The organism is Streptosporangium sp. OZ121 (assembly GCF_051918885.1).
Lineage (GTDB): Bacteria > Actinomycetota > Actinomycetes > Streptosporangiales > Streptosporangiaceae > Streptosporangium.
The window spans coordinates 19449-36073 of sequence record NZ_JBPXMC010000051.1 but is presented as its reverse complement, the minus strand read 5'-3'; the positions used below and the strand labels follow the sequence as shown (position 1 = coordinate 36073).

Here is a 16625-nt window from a genome sequence, read left to right as displayed (position 1 = left end):
GAACCGCGAAGGCCCCCGCCGTACCCAGACCCACCGGCGCCACCTCCGCGCCCGCGGCACCAGGCACCGCGACCACATACCCGAACCCCACCAAGACGGCAAGAACCCCCACCAGCCGGGAGGTCCCGGACCGACCGGCCCGTGCCGGAAGGGAGGCTCCCGCCTCCGGCACCCCGGCCGGCCTCGAAACCCCGATGCGGCGCGGTGCGGCCGACGGAAGACTTCTCATACGTCCCTCATCCCTGGACTGGTTTCAGACGGGAGGAGACCTCGGTGGCCGTGGATTCCGGTGGTGGGCCCGCGGCCGGACGACAAGCCCGTTATAGCACTCGACCAGGCCGGTACGCCGGTGACGTGCTGTACGGACGACAGACCGTGCGGGCGATCTGTCATCAGGCCTTGCACGTCTCTCGTGATTCCGGAAGACCCGGGCTCGCTCTGACCACATGAGGTCACTGCGAAAAGCTGGCGAGGATTGACGTTGACTCAGGTCCGGCTATCACCCAGATTTCGGGCATTCCTGTTTTTCGGGGGATGTACGGAGGTTGCAATGAAACGTGCGAGATTAGCCATTCTCGCAATCGTGGTCCTGCTGCTTGGCCTGGTCGTGAGCACGCCCGCGGCGGCGGTACCCGATCCACCCGCCGGCGACGACGGAGTACACGTCTACGTCGGCGAGCTCACCGCGCAGCAGCTGGACGCGCTGCTGAAGTCGGGCGTCGACCGCGAGGAACTGCGCATCACCAAGTCCGCGAACGGCAAGAAGGTCAGCGTCGAGGCGATTCTCGGCGCGGCCCAGGCGGAGCAGCTCCACAAGGCGGGCCTCGGCCTGAAGGTCCAGCGGTCCGCGGTGGCGAGCAGGCAGGCGGCCAAGGGGGACGGCGTCTTCAAGCCGTACAGCGGCGCCGGAGGCATCCGCGAGCAGATCGTCAACGCGGCGAACGCCAAGCCGAACATCGCCAAGGTCGTCGACTTCGGCACCACCGTCAAGGGGCAGCCGCTCACCGCGATCAAGGTGACCAAGAACGCGCGGCAGCTCAAGGACGGGGCGCGCAAGGCCGTGCTCTACATGTCCGCCCAGCATGCCCGCGAGTGGATCACCCCGGAGATGAACCGCAGGCTCCTGCTCCACTATCTGAACGGCTACGGCACCAACCCCGAGATCACCAAGCTGGTCGACACCGTCGAGCTCTGGTTCATCCCGGTCTCCAACCCCGACGGCTACGACCACAGCTTCACCGAAGGCAACCGCCTCTGGCGCAAGAACCTCCGCGACAACAACGGCGACGGTCAGATCACCAGCGCCGACGGCGTCGACCTGAACCGTAACTTCGCCTACAAGTGGGGCTACGACAACGAGGGCTCCTCCGAGAACCCGGCCAGCCAGACCTACCGGGGCCCGAGCCCGCAGTCGGAGCCCGAGACCAAGGCCGTCGACAACCTCGCCAAGCGGGTCGACTTCACCTACATCCTCAACTACCACTCGGCCGCCCAGCTGCTGCTGTACGGCATCGGCTGGCAGCAGGCCACCCCCTCTCCCGACGACCTCATCTTCGAGGCGCTGCTCGGTGACGACGCGACGCCCGCCGTACCCGGCTACGACCCCGACATCGGCGCCGAGCTCTACACGACCAACGGCGAGACCGACGGTCACATGACCAACAAGCACGACGCACTGACGATCACACCGGAGATGACCACCTGCGAGGTGGCGGTCGAGAGCGTGCCGGACGACGAGTGGACGCTCGCCGACTGCGCGGGCGGCCTGGGCTTCACCTTCCCCGACAGCGAGGCCCTGATCCAGGCGGAGTTCGCCAAGAACGTCCCGCTCGCGGTCGACCTCGCCAAGTCCGTGAAGACCCCCGACTCCCCGGTCTCCCCGGTGAACCGCACGGTCCCCGACTTCCGGCCCGACAGCTTCACCGTCTCGTACGGCGACCCGCAGCCGGTGGCCGTGACCATGCGGCGCTCCCTGCTGACCAAGCAGCTGCGCTTCCGGATCAACGGCGGCCCCGTGCGCCTGCGCGGCCTCAGCGAGTGGAACGGCGGCGAGCGGTACGGCGACGAGAACGACCTGTACTTCGCCGAGTACCGCTCCAAGGTGGAGGGCGCCAAACCGGGCGACAAGGTCGAGGTCTGGTTCGCCGGCTACAAACCCGGCACCGGGACCGTGGAGAGCCAGCACTTCACGTACAAGCTGGAGAAGAAGTCCAAGGCCAAGGTGCTCGTCGTGGCGAACGAGGACTACACCGGCTTCAACCCGGACTACCCGGCGTCGGTGACCGCGCCGAAGTACGCGGCGCAGTACCGGCAGGCGCTGCAGACCGCCGGATACTCCTCGGAGACGTGGGACGTCGACGCCCAGGGCGTGCCGCACCACCTCGGGGTGCTCGGCCACTTCAAGGCGGTGGCCTGGTACCTCGGTGACGACCGGCTCGCGATGGACGCCCAGGACGTGGAGACCGAGACCCCGTTCGGCCCGCTTCCCGACATGGACGTCAAACGGCAGCAGCAGGACCTGACCGTCTCGGTCCGCGACTACCTCAACGAGGGAGGCAAGCTGCTCCACACCGGGGAGACCGCCGCGTACTTCGGCTTCTTCGGCAGCAGCCTCGGCGGCATCTACTACGGCCTGGACGGCGCGCCGGACTCCGACTGCGTCATCACCAGCCAGGACGGCTTCTTCGAGGAGTGCCTCATCCTCGCCGACGACTTCGCCCAGTACTACCTCGGTGTCTACGGCCGCAACCCGCGCGTCGGGCCGACCGGCTTCACCGGCACCGGTCCCGGGCTGAACGGCACGAGCGGCACCTTCGGCGGCCAGGCGGTCGCCGACAACCCGCTGGACGAGGCGGGCACCCTGCAGGTGACCAGCGACACGCTGCCACCCGCGCAGTTCCCGCAGTTCAAGAGCTCGGCCGCGGCCGACTACATCGGGGCGACCGGTCCGTTCGACCCGGTCGAGGGCGGCTGGTACGTGGCGGGCCCGCACACCGACGACGCGTACAAGAGGCTGACGCGCACGATCGACCTGGCGGCCGTCTCCGCCGCGCAGCAGCCCAAGCTCCAGTTCCAGCTCTCGTACAACACCGAGCAGGGCTATGACAACGTCATCGTCGAGGCGCACACGGTCGGCCAGGACAACTGGACGACCCTGCCCGACCTCAACGGCGGCACCGCCACCGACGTCCCGACCGAGTGCGAGGCCGGCTTCCTGCTGGACGAGCACCCGTGGCTGCTGCGCTACCTGACCCCGGGCAACCCCTGCACGCCGACCGGGACGAGCGGTTCCTGGAACGCCTTCACCGGCGACTCCGGCGGCTGGCAGCAGGTGGCCTTCGACCTGTCCGCGTACGCGGGCCAGCAGGTCGAGGTGTCGATCAGCTACGTGACCGACCCCGGCAGCGGCGGCGTCGGCGCGTTCGTGGACGACACCAGGGTCACCACCACCGGCGGCCAGCTCGACGCCGAGGGCTTCGAGTCCGGTCTCGGCGCCTGGGCGATCCCCGGACCGCCTCCGGGCAGCCCGGCGAACGCCGGCGACTTCGCCAGGGCCCAGGCCGACAAGACGGCGGCCGTCTCGACGAAGGACTCGGTGTTCCTCGGCTTCGGCCTGGAGCAGGTGGCCTCCCCGGCCGAGCGCGCCGCGACCATCAAGAAGATCATGAAGCACCTGATCGGGTAACCGGGTTGTCCCACCGGTAATCCTGACCCGATCGTGAGGCCGGGCGTCACACCCGTGGCGCCCGGCCTTCGCGAGTCCAGGGGCCTCGTCCCGCCGCGGCGGTTGTCGATCCTCGAAGGCATCGCGACAGAGCACCACGCGGGATGAGCTCGTTATGTCGGTGGGTGCTGCGAGCATGCCGTGATGATCACGACTCCCGATGATTACTCCTGGTTCTCCCGCGAGCGTTTCCCCGAGCTGGCGGATTCCTACTGCCTCACCTACGTCCGCGGTCTGACCCCTGAGGAGCTGGTGACCCGGCTCGGTGTCCGGGTCGAGGACTGCTCTCACATGACGCTTGACGAGCTGATCCAGTATTCCGGCATCAATTTTTACGAGCAGCAGTCCTTCGGCGCCGTCGCCGTCGGAGACTGGGTGCTCATGGTCGAGGCCAATGGCCTGCTCGGCAGTACCGAAGAGATCATCCTGCCGCTGTCGGTGGGTACCCGCCTCGTCTCCCACTTCTACCTTGAGGTCAAGGGGATGGACTACTTCCACTGGATCGACGACGGAAAGATCCGGTTCGAGCACGCGCACCAGGAAGGCTATTCCCACTGGGTCGAAGACGGAAAGATGCGGCTCAGGTTCCCGGACGAGGAGAACTACTCGGAGGAGACGCCGGACGAACTCGCGGAGACCCTGGATCGGATCAGCGGCGCCGACCCTCACGAAGGACCGGCGTTCGTCCTGGCCGAAAGCCTCACCGGGATCACGATGACGCCGCAACTGCTGGAGGAATCCACCTACCTGTGCGGAGGCGTCCCCAGACGGAGGTGAGGGGGCCGCACGAGAGGGCGGCACTGCGGCGTCAGGTCGGACGCCCGAAGTACGGCGCCAGATCGTGGACGGGGCTGCCGTCGATCGCGTCCAGGTCGGTGACGTCGGGTTGTGCCGGCGCGGCGGGTACATGATCGTCTGCGCCTATCTCGGCCCACATGACCTTGCCTGGGGTAAGCCCCACACGCGGGCGGCGATCCGGGCGACTTGCGCGCCGATGGCGATCGCGGTGTGCAGCGCCAACAGGGTGACCTCGGAGGCACGCACGGTGGGCGGCACTGGTGCGAACCGGTCACTCATGACGCCTCCGGGTCCTCGGGGAACAGGAACGGTTCCGCGTCGCGGAGGTAGTGCGCGAGAGTGGGTTGAACGGTGCAGGCCGAGCGTGCCCACCAGGGCCACCACCACCGCGCACGCAGGCGCGCGGGGCGGCATAGCCGGCACCGGCCGCGCGCGTCGACGCGGTGGCGTTGGTTGACTCTCAGCAGCGCCCCGGCCAGGCGCAGTAGCCACCGTTCGGCGGCGGCCTGGTCAACGACGATCGCGGGCACGTCGGCCGCGATCACTTGACTGAGTAGTTCTTTCAGGCGTCGGTCGTGGACCTCATGCAACATGGGCGCGGTCATGGCGTGGCCTCGGTGGTCTGGGACATCACCAGGACATCGGCGCCGGTCTCGAGTTCGATCAGCGTGCGCATGGCCTGGTAGACGCCGTCGAACTCCGACAGGGCCTCCGGGGCGGGAATCACCACGGCGGTGATGTCGGGGTCGCAAAGGGCTTGAAGGAGTTCACCGAACGCCGACCGGTAGGCGTGGTGGTCGGTGTAGACGTTGACCAGGTCCAGCCCGGATCGCGCCGCGAACGCGCGCAGGCGCGCTGTGACCTGGTCGCTGTCGGCGGTGTGGGTGCCGGGAAGTAGCCGTACGTACCCCACCGCGAGTCGTCGCGCTGTGGGTGGGAGGGCCGATCCGGGCAGCGGTCCCGGATGCGTGACCGGACCGGCCCCGACAATGGGGCGGCTCGAAGCCGTCAGGTAGCCCTCGCCGGTCACCGGCTCTGGTGCTGCGTGTTGCGTGGTCACTATGCCTCCGTGCGCTGTTCGGCGGGGGGTGCTCCCACAGTGACCAGCGGCCCGCATATGCGGCCATGACCAATGACGCATTCCGTTATGCGCCCCGGCGCATATCTGGATTCGCAGCGTGAACATGCGGTTACATGTTTCTCGCAGGGACTCGGTATCCGATGTGGCGGTGAGCCCAAATGGCCGACACGGCCGCTCGACGCTGTCGCGCATGTGGCACGACACGGCTTGCGCGGGACAACAGCAGCGGTAGGTGTGCGTCATGCACCACCAGCGCCCGCGTTGCCACCGGCGCGCCCGCCGGGCCGCCGCGTGTTCCGGCGGAGTTCTGGACCCATCCCGCCATGCGCGTGGCACTCGACGCATGGCACATGGGGCGTGTGATCGCGGCCTGCCGCACTCACCCCCACCACGGCCGCCCCCTCCGGCAGGAAACCGTGGCGGCATGGGTCGGGATCACTCAACCGCAGTCGTCCCGGATTGAGAACGGTCCGGCGATGACCGACCTCGGCAGGCTCACGCAGTGGGCGCGGTTGCTGTGTATCCCACCAGAGCGGTTGTGGTTCCAGGTGCAGCAGCAACGTGCGGCGCGTCCGCCAGCGCCCGCCCCAGCCCTGAAACCGGCCCCGGTTCCGGCGCCGTTGGCTGCGCGGGCTGTCCCGGGTGGCGGTGGTGACGCGGCGGCGGTGGCGGCGTGGCGCACGGTGGATGCGCAGATAGGCGGCGCGCACCTATACGCGACCGTTACCGCCTATCTACGCGACCAACTCAGTCCCCGTCTGTTCGGCGGCGGGGGCGGTCGTTGGCGACGACTCCCATTTGAGGGTTCACGTGCTCGCGAGTCTGGCGCACCTTGCCCACCACCGCGCCCAGCCCGATGAAGCCATCGGCTACGCCGTCCAAGGACAGCAAGAGCTCACAGCGGGGCCGTCTCACCCCGAGTTGGCGGCGCGGTTGTGGGCGTTGCAGGCGCGCGGGCACGCTGCCGCAGGGCGATCGCGGGAAACCCGCGCGCTGCCAGGCCGCGCTGAGACCGCGTTACAGGGCGTTCACGGCGCGGCGCCGTCACCGTGGGTGTCGCCGTTCGATGCCGGTTCCCTCGCGGGAGAGGCGGCTCGGTGCATGCGGCAGCTCGGCGACCTGCCCGCCGCCCAATGCCACGCACAGCGAGTCTTGGAGCTGCGGCCAGTCGGCCGTACCCGCTCCCGGGCGTTCGGGTATCTCACCCTGGCGGGTGTGCTCATCGAACGCGGTGAGCTGGAGCAGGCGTGTACGGTCGCGACCGATGTTCTCCACACCACCGGGTCGCCAGGCTCGTACCTGGTGATTCAGCAACTGCGCGACCTTCGCGACCAGCTTCACCCCCACCGCGCCACCACCTGCGCACGGGACTTCCTCGGCCACCTGGCCGAGGCGTTGCGGCAACGAGAATGGCTCTACCAGCTCACCACCGATACAACCCAACCCAGGACCAGCCCAACCTCATGACCGACCCCGACCCCCGGCCGCTCTACGAGCGCGACCCCGCCGCCTACCGCGCGCAACTGGCCGAAGGCAACGCCCGCCAGGCGCGCAAACGCGCCGCCGCCGACGCGTTGATCCGTGACCGCGACGGCCGCGTTCTGCTCGTCGACCCCACCTACAAACCGGCCTGGGACTTGCCCGGCGGCATGGCCGAAGCCAACGAACCACCGCTCGACGCGCTACGTCGGGAACTCGTCGAGGAACTCGGCCTGCACATCCCCGCCGCCCCCATGGCGTTGGTGTGTGTGGACTGGGTCGCCCCACACGGCCCGTGGGACGACTCCCTCATGTTGGTCTTCGACGTCGGAACCCTCACCGCCGACCAGACCGCCGCGCTACGCGTCACTGACGCCGAGTTGGGCGCGTTCGAGTTCTGCACCTTGGAGGAGGCGCAGAAGCGGTTGCGGCCGTACGTGTGGGCGCGCCTGTCCGCTGCTGTCACTGCCGCCGACGCCGGCACCATCGCGTACCTGCACAACGGCCACTCTGTGAGCTAGTGCGACAACCACGAACGTTCGCCGGGTCGTGACGCACCGCTCAGCGTACGCGTAATGTCGCCTCTTGTCCGCGTTGGTACCGAGAGCGATGAGATGGTCGGCAAGCCTGGGCCGCAGGCGCAACTGACGCGGAATCGGCGGCTGCGTCGTCAGCCGCGAGCAGCGGCGATGCAGGCGGCGGGTTCGATGTCGTGGCGGATGGCCAATCGACCGATGGTCGGAGCTGTATGACATGGCGCTGTAGTTTCGTGTCGCCGAACGTATCGAGGTGGCGGCGGTAGGCGTGGTGCCTGGACCGCAGGCCGTCGCACCACTACCGGATCCGAATACAGACCCCTCGGACGCCGGTGTGTGGAGTCGTCGATCTGGCTCAGTGGATGAGGTCCAGGCCGGTCAGGTCGGCAGAGAACGCCCAGAGACGGGCCGCCTCACCGCTGTCTGCCAAGCCGTTCTCGGTGACGTGGCAGTCGGCACAGTAGTAGCCGCCGTACGCGTCGACCTGTGGTGATGTAGCGGCCCAAACCTGGGTCGCCGCACCCTGCTCGGGTGTCCTGAACAGTCCCGGCGCGGGGGTGCCGTCTGTGTCGATCCAGCCGGCGGCCACCATCTCATCGACCTCAAGGTGTCGTTGCAGAGGCGTGAGGATATAGCCGGGGCCGACCGAGAAAGCGTGGACGCCGTGCGGCCCGCCGAGCCGATCGAGGTGGCGGGCGAACAGGACGTTCGCGAGCTTGGACTGCCCGTACGCGGCCCACTTGTCGTAGCCGCCGGTGAACTGGACGTCATCCCACCGGATGCGCGCCTCCGGGTCGTACCCGGAGGCGACCGAGACGACCCGGGCCGTACCCGCCGCCGTGAGAGCGGGCCACAGAAGGTTCGTCAGCGCGTAGTGACCGAGGTGGTTGGTCGCGAACTGCGCCTCCCAGCCAGGCCCCACCCGCGTCTCGGGACAGGCCATGATCCCGGCGTTGGCGATGAGAATGTCGAGCGTGGCGTGACCGCCCCGAAACCGTTCGGCGAAGTCATGGACGGACGCGAGGTCGGCGAGGTCGAGCTCATCCACCTCGACCCTCTCCGTACCGGCAAGCGCTCGCCGCGCCCGCTCGGGCCGTCGAGCCGGGACGACCACATGCGCCCCGGCCTCGGCGAGCGCGCGGGTGGACGCGAGCCCCAGACCGGAATAGCCGCCTGTGACCATCGCGGTCCTGCCGGTTAGGTCGACCCCGGTGAGCACGTCGGCGGCGGTGCTGTCCGTGCTCGATGCACCGCGGCTTGTGTCGTCATGGCTGATCATGCCGCGAACGCTAGATGCTAGACCAAGGTCTAGGTCAACCGGCTAGCATCGCCACGATGAAGGCGGACGAGGATCTGACCATCGGCGAGGTGGCGCATCGCACCGGGTTCAGTGTGCACACCCTGCGCATGTATGAGCGCGAAGGGCTACTGGCCGGCGAGGTGCGGCGCGACCAGAGCGGCCGACGGGTCTACAGCGCGTGGGACATCGAATGGCTGGCCAACCTCGCCAAATTCCGCGCCTCCGGTATGCCCCTCGCCACCATCGGCCGCCTCGCCCAACTCGTCCGCGAAGGCACGGGCAACGAGGCGGAACGCCTAGAACTACTACGCACCCACCAGCACCACATAACCAAACAACTAACTCAGCTCCATGCCTGCCTCGACCTCATCACCCTCAAGGTCGCCGCCTACGAACACCACCTCGCGGCCGGCGCCACTGGCGACCCCTGGCAACGCCCCACACCCAACGGCACCGGAAAACCCGCAGGCGACCCCTACCTGGCCACCAATCAGTCAGTCAACGCCGCTTCAACGAGGGTGAGGCGCGACGACGTCCAACCGGGACCAACGGGCTGACCAGGCAGGCTGGTTACTAGGCCGGGGTCAGGGCGGCGCGCACCAGCGAGTCGTAGGTGTCGTTCGTACGCTCCAACGGGACACCGAGCGACCGTGCGAAGCCGTCGAGCCCCTCCTGAACGGCGATGCCGGACTCCTGCCCGTGTACGGTGCGTTCGATCTCGACGAACGCACCGGCGTGCTCCACCTCGTCGACGCAGATCGTCATGTCCCCCAACGTCGCGGTGCGCCGGGTCTTCACGATGCGGACCGTGGGATGAAAGCCCATGAGCGTGATGGCGTGGTGCATCTGCTCCCGGTCGGCGACGGTCGTCTCGTGCTCCAGGCACGCCATCGCGTTGTCGACGGGCCGCTTCACGGTGAACAGGTGCCGACCCTGCTGGGTGCGCAGCCGAGCGAACGACCTGCCGATCTTGCTGTCGGCGTAGGTCCACCCGTCCTCGGCGTACGCCTGATCGTCCTGGTGCGCGGGGGCCGACAGCAGAGCCCCTCGCTGAATGAGAGCGTCCTCCAGCGCCGCCAGGTCACGCACCCGGTACTTGACCTCGATCTCCTGCACCCCGCGTGCCACGACGACCTCCCCGGTCCTTGCTGCGACTCGAGGAGCTTACCGAGATTGCCAAGGCCCTCACACGAGGAACATCCAGCTGGTCGCCGCGGGCTGGTGGCCGGTGTCGTGGATGACCCGGTGGGGTCGGGTGGGGTGAGGCCGTCCACACCCTGCCGCCGTAGGTATCGCGTCGGATCGCTGTGGCGCTGACAGCCGGGCACCCGGGACGCCCAAAACACTTAGCTCTTGCGCTAAGTGTTCAGGGCGGACAATACTTAGCCGCATGGCACAGTATTCGGCCGAGCTCGACGGTGTGTTCGTCGCCCTCGCCGACCCGACGCGGCGCGGCGTCATCCGGCGCCTCGGCCGCGGCCCGACGAGCGTGGGCGATCTCGCCCGCGAGTTCCCGATGACCCTTCCCTCCTTCATGAAGCACGTGCGGACGCTGGAGGCGAACGGCCTGATCCGCACGGTCAAGCTCGGCCGGGTGCGCACCTGCGTGCTCAACCGCGACCGTCTCGCCCTCGTCGACGGCTGGCTCGAAGAGCAGCGCCAGGTCTGGGAGGAGCGCACCGACCGGCTCGAACGTCTCGTCACCGATCCCAAGGAGAAACGACCGTGAACCCCGATCTCGACCTGACCCTGCGGCGGGTCGTCCGCGCGCCCCGCGCCGCCGTGTGGAGCGCGTGGACCGACCCGTCCCTCTTCGAGCAGTGGTGGGTCCCGGCGCCGACCGTGTGCCGCGTCGACCGCCTCGACGTCAGGCCCGGCGGCGCGCTCGTGACGCGGCTGAGCGACGACGGGGTGGACTTCGTCCCGCACATGGACGCGAGCTTCCTCGTCGTCGACGAGCTCGAGCGGATCGTGTACACGAACGCGATCGACAGCGCCTGGCGCCCCGCCGATCCCGCGCCGGTGCCCATGACGGCCGAGATCACGCTGAGCGACCACCCGGACGGCACGGACTACCGGATCATCGTCCGGCACGGCGATCCTGCCGCCCGCGCCCGCCACGAGGAACTCGGCTTCCTCGACGGCGTGGGCTCGGTCACCAAGCAACTCGCCGTGCTCGCGGAGAGCCGGGCCGCGCGGTGAAGATCGCCCTCACGGAGTTCGTCACCCTCGACGGGGTCAGCCAGGGGCCCGGCTCGCCGGCCGAGGACACCGGCGACGGTTTCACCCGGGGCGGCTGGCTCGTGCCCCACCTGGACGAGCTGTTCGTCCGGCGTACCTCCGAGTGGCTGGACCTCGCCGACGGTCTGCTGTTCGGACGTCGAACCTACGAGGCGTTCGCCCGGGACTGGCCGCAGATCACCGACCCGGACGACCCGTACACCGAGCGGATGAACTCACTGCCGAAGTACGTGGTGACCAGCACCCTCACCGAGGGGAACTGGCATCCGACGACCGTGCTCCGCGGCGACCCGATCCAGACCGTCGGGGAACTCAAGGCGCGGCCAGGACGGGAACTCCAGATCCACGGGAGCGCGCGACTCGGCAACGCCCTGCTGGCGGCGGGCCTCGTCGACACGCTCCGGCTCGTCGTCGCCCCGGCCGTGACCGGTTCCGGGCGGCGGCTGCTCGACCACCCGAGCGGACCCGTCGGCCTCCGGCTCGTCCACCACGAGGTGACGGCGAACGGCCTGCTGCTGCTCCAGTACGAGACCGTCGGCACCGCCCCGGTGGCGGAGTACGAGGGCGTCACGGCCTTCGTCTAGCGCGGTGACCGGGAGCGGACCCGCGCGGCGCTGTCTCGGCACCGAGCGACACCTCGTGGCTGCTCAAGCGCGGTGGTCCGCGGCCGGTTGGACGTCCGCCGACAAGTCGGCACGCAGGGCGAACGGCACGAAGGCGGCCAGGGTGACGACCGCGAGGCCGGTGGCGGCGGCGAAGACCGTCCGCACGTCCCACACCTCGGCCCCGATCCCGGCCAGCGCGGCGCCGGCCGGGATGACGCCCCAGCTGAGCACCCGCGACGCGGCGTAGACGCGGCCCAGCAGCTCGGGCGGCGTCAGGTTCTGCCTGAGGGTGGCCACGAGGATCCGCCAGACGCTCGATCCCGCGCCGGCGATCACCATGCCCGCGGACACCAGCCACGCGTTCGCGTCCAGGGCGACGGGCGCCACCAGCAGGACGGTCCCGACGGCATCGGCGACGAGCAGCGTGGCCACCCCGAACCGGCGGCGCAGCGGCTCGGCCACCATCGACGCGAGCAGCCCGCCGACGGCCATCGCCGTCATCAGCAGGCCGTACTGGGCCGCGGTGAGGCCGAGCGGGCCGGGGCTGACGGCGTGCACGACCATCAGCGCCGTCGGGACCGCCCAGACCACGTTCATCGCGGCGGTGAAGAGAGTGAGCGTCCGCACCACCGGCTGCCGCCACAGGAAGCGGAATCCGGCGACCACGTCGCCGCTCCCTGCGGGCCGCGTTCCCGTCGACGTAGGGCGGAGCGTCATCATGGCGAGCCCGGCGACCGCCAGGACGTAGAGAGCCGCGCCGGTGCCGGTGGCCAGGGCCAGGGTGAGGCCGGCCAGCAGGCCCGCGAGCGGTGGTCCCGCCAGCTGGTTGGTGACGTTGACGGTCGCCTCGAGCCGCGCGTTGGCCCTGCTGCGGCCGGCGGGCTCGACGAGCATGGGGACGGTCGAGGTCAGCGCCGTGTCGGCGAGTGTCTCGGCCGCGCCGAGCAGCACCGCGGCGACCAGGATCATCGGCAGCGAGAGCGCGCCGGCGAGGTGGCCGGCGGTGAGACCGGCCAGCACCGACGCCCGGACGAGGTTGACGCCGGCCAGCAGCAGCCGGCGGTCGACGCGGTCCACGATCCAGCCGGCGTGCAGCCCGAAGATCGGCCAGGCCAGCGTCAGCGCCGTCGTCACGGCCGCGACCCCGCCGGGCGAGGCGCCGGCCGCGATGGCGAGCAGCGGGAGCGCGAACAGGATCATGCCGTCGCCCAGGTTGGCGGTGCCGGTGCCGAACCACAGCCCGTTGAACGACCGGCCCAGCGAAACGGGGAGGACGCGCATGCCATTCTCACCTTTCAAAGCTGTTTGAGTGGTCATAGCGTGGTGGAGTCCGCCTTACCTGTCAACTGCTTTTGATCAGTGAGACAATGGATGGATGATCGACGTCGAACTGGTCGGCAACGCCCTGTGCCTGGACTTCACGAACACGGTCAACAGCCGCCCGGTCGCCCGGCGCGACTGGCTGGCCACCCCCGAGGAAACGGTGACCTGGGCGCGCGCGGCCGGCCACCCGATCGAGAGGCAGGCGGGCCTCGCCGCCGCCCTGCCCGCAGCCCGCGACCTGCGCGAGACGGTGTTCAGGGTGTTCCAGCCGCTGGCCGAGGGGAACGACCCGCCGCGCGCCGATCTCGATGCCGTCACGGCCGCGTACGCCGACAGCCTGGCCCACGCCCGGCTCGACCACGACGACGGCCGCTTCCGGTTCGCGTGGCCCGCCCCGCGAACCGCCGGGACGCTGCTCCGGGAGGTCGCCGCCTCCGCCGTCGACCTGCTCGCCCGTGGGCCGCTGGAGCGGGTCCACGCATGCCCGTCGTGCCGCTGGCTGTTCCTCGACACCAGCAAGAACGGCCGCCGCCGGTGGTGCAGCATGACCACCTGCGGCAGCCGCGACAAGGCGCGGCGCTACTACGCGGCCCGCACCTCGTCCTGAGGCCCTCCTTCCCGCGGCGCCTCGGGACCGCCGGACTCTCCTTTTCCGGGCCCTGAACGCGTGAGTTGACCTCAACCATGCTTGAGGTCGCAGGCTGGGCGGCGACGTACACGAGCGAAGGGGAAACCTGTGAAGACAGCCGCGTTTTTCGAGTTCGGCGGTCCCGAGGTGTTGCGGGCGACGGAGCTTCCGACGCCCGAGGCGGGCGAGGGGCAGGTGCGGGTGCGGATCAGGGCCGCGGGCGTGCAGCCGTTCGACCTGGCCATCAGGTCGGGGTGGACCCCGGAGGGGGTCGGCGGTGATCTGCCCCGCGTGCCGGGAAACGAGTTCGCCGGGGTGGTCGACCAGGTGGGCGCGGGGGTGAGCGGGGTCTCGGCCGGTGCCGAGGTCCTGGGCTTCAACCTGCTGAACTCCTACGCCGAGTACGTGGTCGTGCCCGTGGAGAACGTCACGCCCAAGCCCGCGAACATGCCCTGGGACGTGGCGGGCGGTTTCACCGCCGGGACCCAGACCGCCCACATCGCGCTGCGGCAGCTCGGGGTGGGGGAGGGGGACACGGTCCTGGTCCACGCCGCCGCGGGCGCGGTCGGCACCGCGGCGGTCCAGCTCGCCCGGCTCTGGGGGGCGACCACGGTGATCGGCACGGCCCGCGAGGAGAACCACGACTACCTGCGCGAGCTCGGCGCGATCCCCGTCACGTACGGCGAGGGCCTGCTGGAGCGGGTGCGCGCCCTCGCCCCCGGCGGGGTGGACATGGTCCTGGACGGCGCGGGCGGCGAGGCGCTGGAGGTCTCCCTGCGACTGGTGAAGGGCGAGCGCGTCGTCACGCTCGTCGAGCACGGCAGGGCCGCGGAGCTGGGGGTGCAGGTGACCAGGGGGGTGCGGCTGGCGTCCCGCCTGGCCGAGCTCGCCGCCCTGTACGCCGAGGGCAGGTTCGTCTTCCCGGTGCGCCGGACCTATCCCCTGGAACGGGCCGCGGACGCCCACCGCGAGGTCGCCACCGGCCACGGACGGGGCAAGGTCGTGCTGGTCATGGACTGATATGGCCGTATCGCTGGTCTTATGACCAGAACCCTTAGTAAGGTTTCTTGTTAATAACGTGCTATCCGTCGGCTCGTTGGACAGTCCCGCCTCCCATTTCTCGCTCCAGGAGGAGTCCACGTGCATCTGCGACACAAGCTGGCCACCGGTACCGCCGCCGCGATCGGCGTAGGGTCCCTGTTCGCCCTGCTGCCGTCCACCGCGGCGGTGGCCCACGGGTCCATGTCGAACCCGCCCAGCCGGGCCTACGTCTGCAAGAACGAAGGTCCCGAGACCCCCAGGTCGGAAGCGTGCAAGGCGGCCGTCGCGGCCGGGGGCACCCAGGCGTTCTACGACTGGCACGAGGTGTCCCGGCTCGAAGCGGGCGGCAACCACCGCCAGATCATCCCCGACGGCCAGCTGTGCGGCGCCGGGCGGGACAAGTATCGCGGGCTCAACCTCGCCAGGGCCGACTGGCCCGCCACCTCGGTCTCCCCGGGGCCGCTCACGGTCACCTACCACGCGACCGCGCCGCACGCGAACAGCAACTTCGAGTTCTACATCACCAAGCAGAGCTGGAGCCCCACCCAGCCGCTGCGCTGGTCGGATCTGGAGCACATCAGGACCTTCAACAACCAGAACCCCACCCAGTTCACCAACTGGACGATCAACCTTCCGCAGCGGAGCGGCCGCCAGCTCATCTTCTCGATCTGGCAGCGCATCGTGGGCAGCACGGAGGCCTTCTACACCTGTTCCGACGTGAACTTCGGCGGCACCAACCCCAACCCCGACCCCACGCCGACCCCGACGGTGACTCCCACGCGGACCCCCACCCCGACCCCGACGCCCACCCCGACGAGCCAGCCGGGCGGCACCTGGAAGGCGGGCACCGCCTACGCGGTGGGCGCCACGGTGACCTACGGCGGCGTGACCTACCAGTGCCTGCAGGCGCACACCGCGCTCGCCGGCTGGGAGCCGCCGAACGTCCCGGCCCTGTGGCGACGCCTCTGACCCGGTGAGATCCGGCCGGGGTGGCCGCCGCCACCCCGGCCGGGATCGTCGCTCTCCCGAGAGTCCTCCCGAGAACCGAGGAGTTCGTCATGAAGCGTGCGGTTCCGGTGGTCCCGGCGGTCGTCCTGGGAGTTCTCCTGCTCTCCGGTTGCGGTGCCGACAGCATCCAGGAACTCCGCGGAGGTCCCGCCGGTCACGGGGCGCACGGTGCCGCCCCCGTTCAGCCGCCGTCCCCCGTTCCCGCCCAGGGCACGTACGGTGCCTCCGGCCAGGATTCCGGCCACGAAGCGCAGGGCGGCTCCGGTCAGGGGTCCGGCCGGGATCCCGGCCGGGCTTCGGGTCAAGGTGCCGATCATGGTTCCGGCCACTCGGCGCACGGCGCGGGCGCGGGACTGCCCAGCCCCTCGCCCGCCCCGCCGGCGGGGACCGCCGCGGGAGTCGCCTTCAACGCCCCCGACGTGATGTTCCTGCAGATGATGGTGCCCCACAACACCCAGGGGGTGCGGCTGGTGCGGCTGGTGCGCGAGCGGCCGGTCCGCCCCGAGGTCAGGGAGCTCGCCGAGGCGATCGGCGTGACCCAGGAACGCGAGTCCGCCTCGATGTCCGGGCTGCTGGACGCCTGGGGGCAGCCCGCGACCGCGAAGGACGACGAGCACGCCGCCCACGGCGGGATGCCGGGGGTGAGCGAGGAGGAGATGGCGGCGCTGATCGCCGCTCCACCGGCCGAGTTCGAGCGGAGGTTCCTCGACATGCTGATCGCCCAGCAGGACGACGCCGCCCAGATGGCCAAGGTGGAGGTCGCGACCGGGCTGCACTCCCAGGTCACCGAGATGGCCAGGCGCGTCGACGTCTCGCGTACGGCGCAGATCGCGCAGATGCTGGCCCTGCGCGGCCAGTAGG

General features: G+C 69.9%; 17 protein-coding genes. 12 read left to right on the top strand and 5 right to left on the bottom strand.

Translation table 11 applies throughout. The annotated features are described in order from the left end of the window. Positions 1–583: 583 nt before the first annotated feature. Positions 584–3685 (top strand): M14 family zinc carboxypeptidase, encoded by a 3102-nt coding sequence (locus tag ACTOQ1_RS41755; RefSeq protein WP_440073988.1) that lies wholly within the window; start codon positions 584–586, stop codon positions 3683–3685. Positions 3686–3868: 183 nt separating this feature from the next. Further along, a complete protein-coding gene (locus ACTOQ1_RS41750) occupies positions 3869–4501 on the top strand; it encodes a DUF6461 domain-containing protein (protein ID WP_440073987.1) in 633 nt (210 codons plus the stop codon). A 296-nt stretch (positions 4502–4797) separates the two neighbouring features. Here the strand turns inward: ACTOQ1_RS41750 and ACTOQ1_RS41745 are convergent, their stop codons facing one another. Further along, on the bottom strand, positions 4798–5115 hold the full coding sequence (locus ACTOQ1_RS41745; RefSeq protein WP_440073985.1) for a hypothetical protein: 318 nt from the start codon (positions 5113–5115) through the stop codon (positions 4798–4800). A gap of 8 nt (positions 5116–5123) precedes the next feature. Next, positions 5124–5582, bottom strand: coding sequence for a hypothetical protein (locus tag ACTOQ1_RS41740; RefSeq protein ID WP_440073983.1), 459 nt, complete (start codon positions 5580–5582; stop codon positions 5124–5126). A 1173-nt stretch (positions 5583–6755) separates the two neighbouring features. Between ACTOQ1_RS41740 and ACTOQ1_RS41735 the strand changes: the two genes are divergently transcribed. Both ACTOQ1_RS41735 and ACTOQ1_RS41730 read left to right on the top strand, forming a co-directional pair. Next, positions 6756–7070, top strand: a complete 315-nt coding sequence (locus ACTOQ1_RS41735) for a hypothetical protein (RefSeq protein WP_440073981.1) — start codon at positions 6756–6758, stop codon at positions 7068–7070. Further along, positions 7067–7603, top strand: a complete 537-nt coding sequence (locus ACTOQ1_RS41730; RefSeq protein ID WP_440073980.1) for an NUDIX domain-containing protein — start codon at positions 7067–7069, stop codon at positions 7601–7603. The genes ACTOQ1_RS41735 and ACTOQ1_RS41730 overlap by 4 nt, the downstream gene beginning before the upstream one ends. Positions 7604–7973: 370 nt before the next feature. Here ACTOQ1_RS41730 and ACTOQ1_RS41725 read toward each other — a convergent pair whose 3' ends face one another. After that, positions 7974–8897: an oxidoreductase gene (locus ACTOQ1_RS41725; protein ID WP_440073979.1), complete on the bottom strand. Its 924-nt coding sequence runs from the start codon at positions 8895–8897 to the stop codon at positions 7974–7976. Positions 8898–8953: 56 nt separating this feature from the next. Between ACTOQ1_RS41725 and ACTOQ1_RS41720 the strand changes: the two genes are divergently transcribed. Beyond that, a complete protein-coding gene (locus ACTOQ1_RS41720) occupies positions 8954–9475 on the top strand; it encodes a MerR family transcriptional regulator (protein ID WP_440073978.1) in 522 nt (173 codons plus the stop codon). A gap of 16 nt (positions 9476–9491) precedes the next feature. Here the strand turns inward: ACTOQ1_RS41720 and ACTOQ1_RS41715 are convergent, their stop codons facing one another. After that, the gene (locus ACTOQ1_RS41715) at positions 9492–10046 is read right to left on the bottom strand and encodes a class IV adenylate cyclase (RefSeq protein WP_440073976.1); all 555 of its coding nucleotides are present in this window, start codon (positions 10044–10046) and stop codon (positions 9492–9494) included. Positions 10047–10308: 262 nt separating this feature from the next. Between ACTOQ1_RS41715 and ACTOQ1_RS41710 the strand changes: the two genes are divergently transcribed. From ACTOQ1_RS41710 to ACTOQ1_RS41700, 3 genes are read left to right on the top strand one after another with little or no spacing between them, the layout of a single operon-like run. Next, positions 10309–10647 (top strand): ArsR/SmtB family transcription factor, encoded by a 339-nt coding sequence (locus ACTOQ1_RS41710; RefSeq protein WP_440073974.1) that lies wholly within the window; start codon positions 10309–10311, stop codon positions 10645–10647. Next, on the top strand, positions 10644–11120 hold the full coding sequence (locus ACTOQ1_RS41705) for an SRPBCC domain-containing protein (protein WP_440073973.1): 477 nt from the start codon (positions 10644–10646) through the stop codon (positions 11118–11120). Before ACTOQ1_RS41710 ends, ACTOQ1_RS41705 begins: the two co-directional genes overlap by 4 nt. Beyond that, positions 11117–11743: a dihydrofolate reductase family protein gene (locus ACTOQ1_RS41700; protein ID WP_440073972.1), complete on the top strand. Its 627-nt coding sequence runs from the start codon at positions 11117–11119 to the stop codon at positions 11741–11743. Before ACTOQ1_RS41705 ends, ACTOQ1_RS41700 begins: the two co-directional genes overlap by 4 nt. Before the next feature lie 63 nt (positions 11744–11806). Here ACTOQ1_RS41700 and ACTOQ1_RS41695 read toward each other — a convergent pair whose 3' ends face one another. After that, positions 11807–13045 carry an MFS transporter gene (locus ACTOQ1_RS41695; protein WP_440073971.1) on the bottom strand — a complete coding sequence of 413 codons (1239 nt, stop codon included), beginning with the start codon at positions 13043–13045 and terminating at the stop codon, positions 11807–11809. 94 nt (positions 13046–13139) lie between these two features. Between ACTOQ1_RS41695 and ACTOQ1_RS41690 the strand changes: the two genes are divergently transcribed. The 4 genes from ACTOQ1_RS41690 (at position 13140) to ACTOQ1_RS41675 (ending at position 16624) form a co-directional block, all read left to right on the top strand. Then, complete coding sequence (locus ACTOQ1_RS41690; protein ID WP_440073970.1) at positions 13140–13694, top strand: CGNR zinc finger domain-containing protein; 555 nt, start codon at positions 13140–13142, stop codon at positions 13692–13694. Positions 13695–13823: 129 nt separating this feature from the next. Beyond that, a complete protein-coding gene (locus ACTOQ1_RS41685; protein ID WP_440073968.1) occupies positions 13824–14735 on the top strand; it encodes an NADP-dependent oxidoreductase in 912 nt (303 codons plus the stop codon). Positions 14736–14855: 120 nt separating this feature from the next. After that, positions 14856–15725, top strand: a complete 870-nt coding sequence (locus ACTOQ1_RS41680) for a lytic polysaccharide monooxygenase auxiliary activity family 9 protein (protein WP_440073967.1) — start codon at positions 14856–14858, stop codon at positions 15723–15725. Between the two features lie 89 nt (positions 15726–15814). Beyond that, positions 15815–16624 carry a DUF305 domain-containing protein gene (locus ACTOQ1_RS41675; RefSeq protein WP_440073966.1) on the top strand — a complete coding sequence of 270 codons (810 nt, stop codon included), beginning with the start codon at positions 15815–15817 and terminating at the stop codon, positions 16622–16624. Position 16625: the final 1 nt, after the last annotated feature.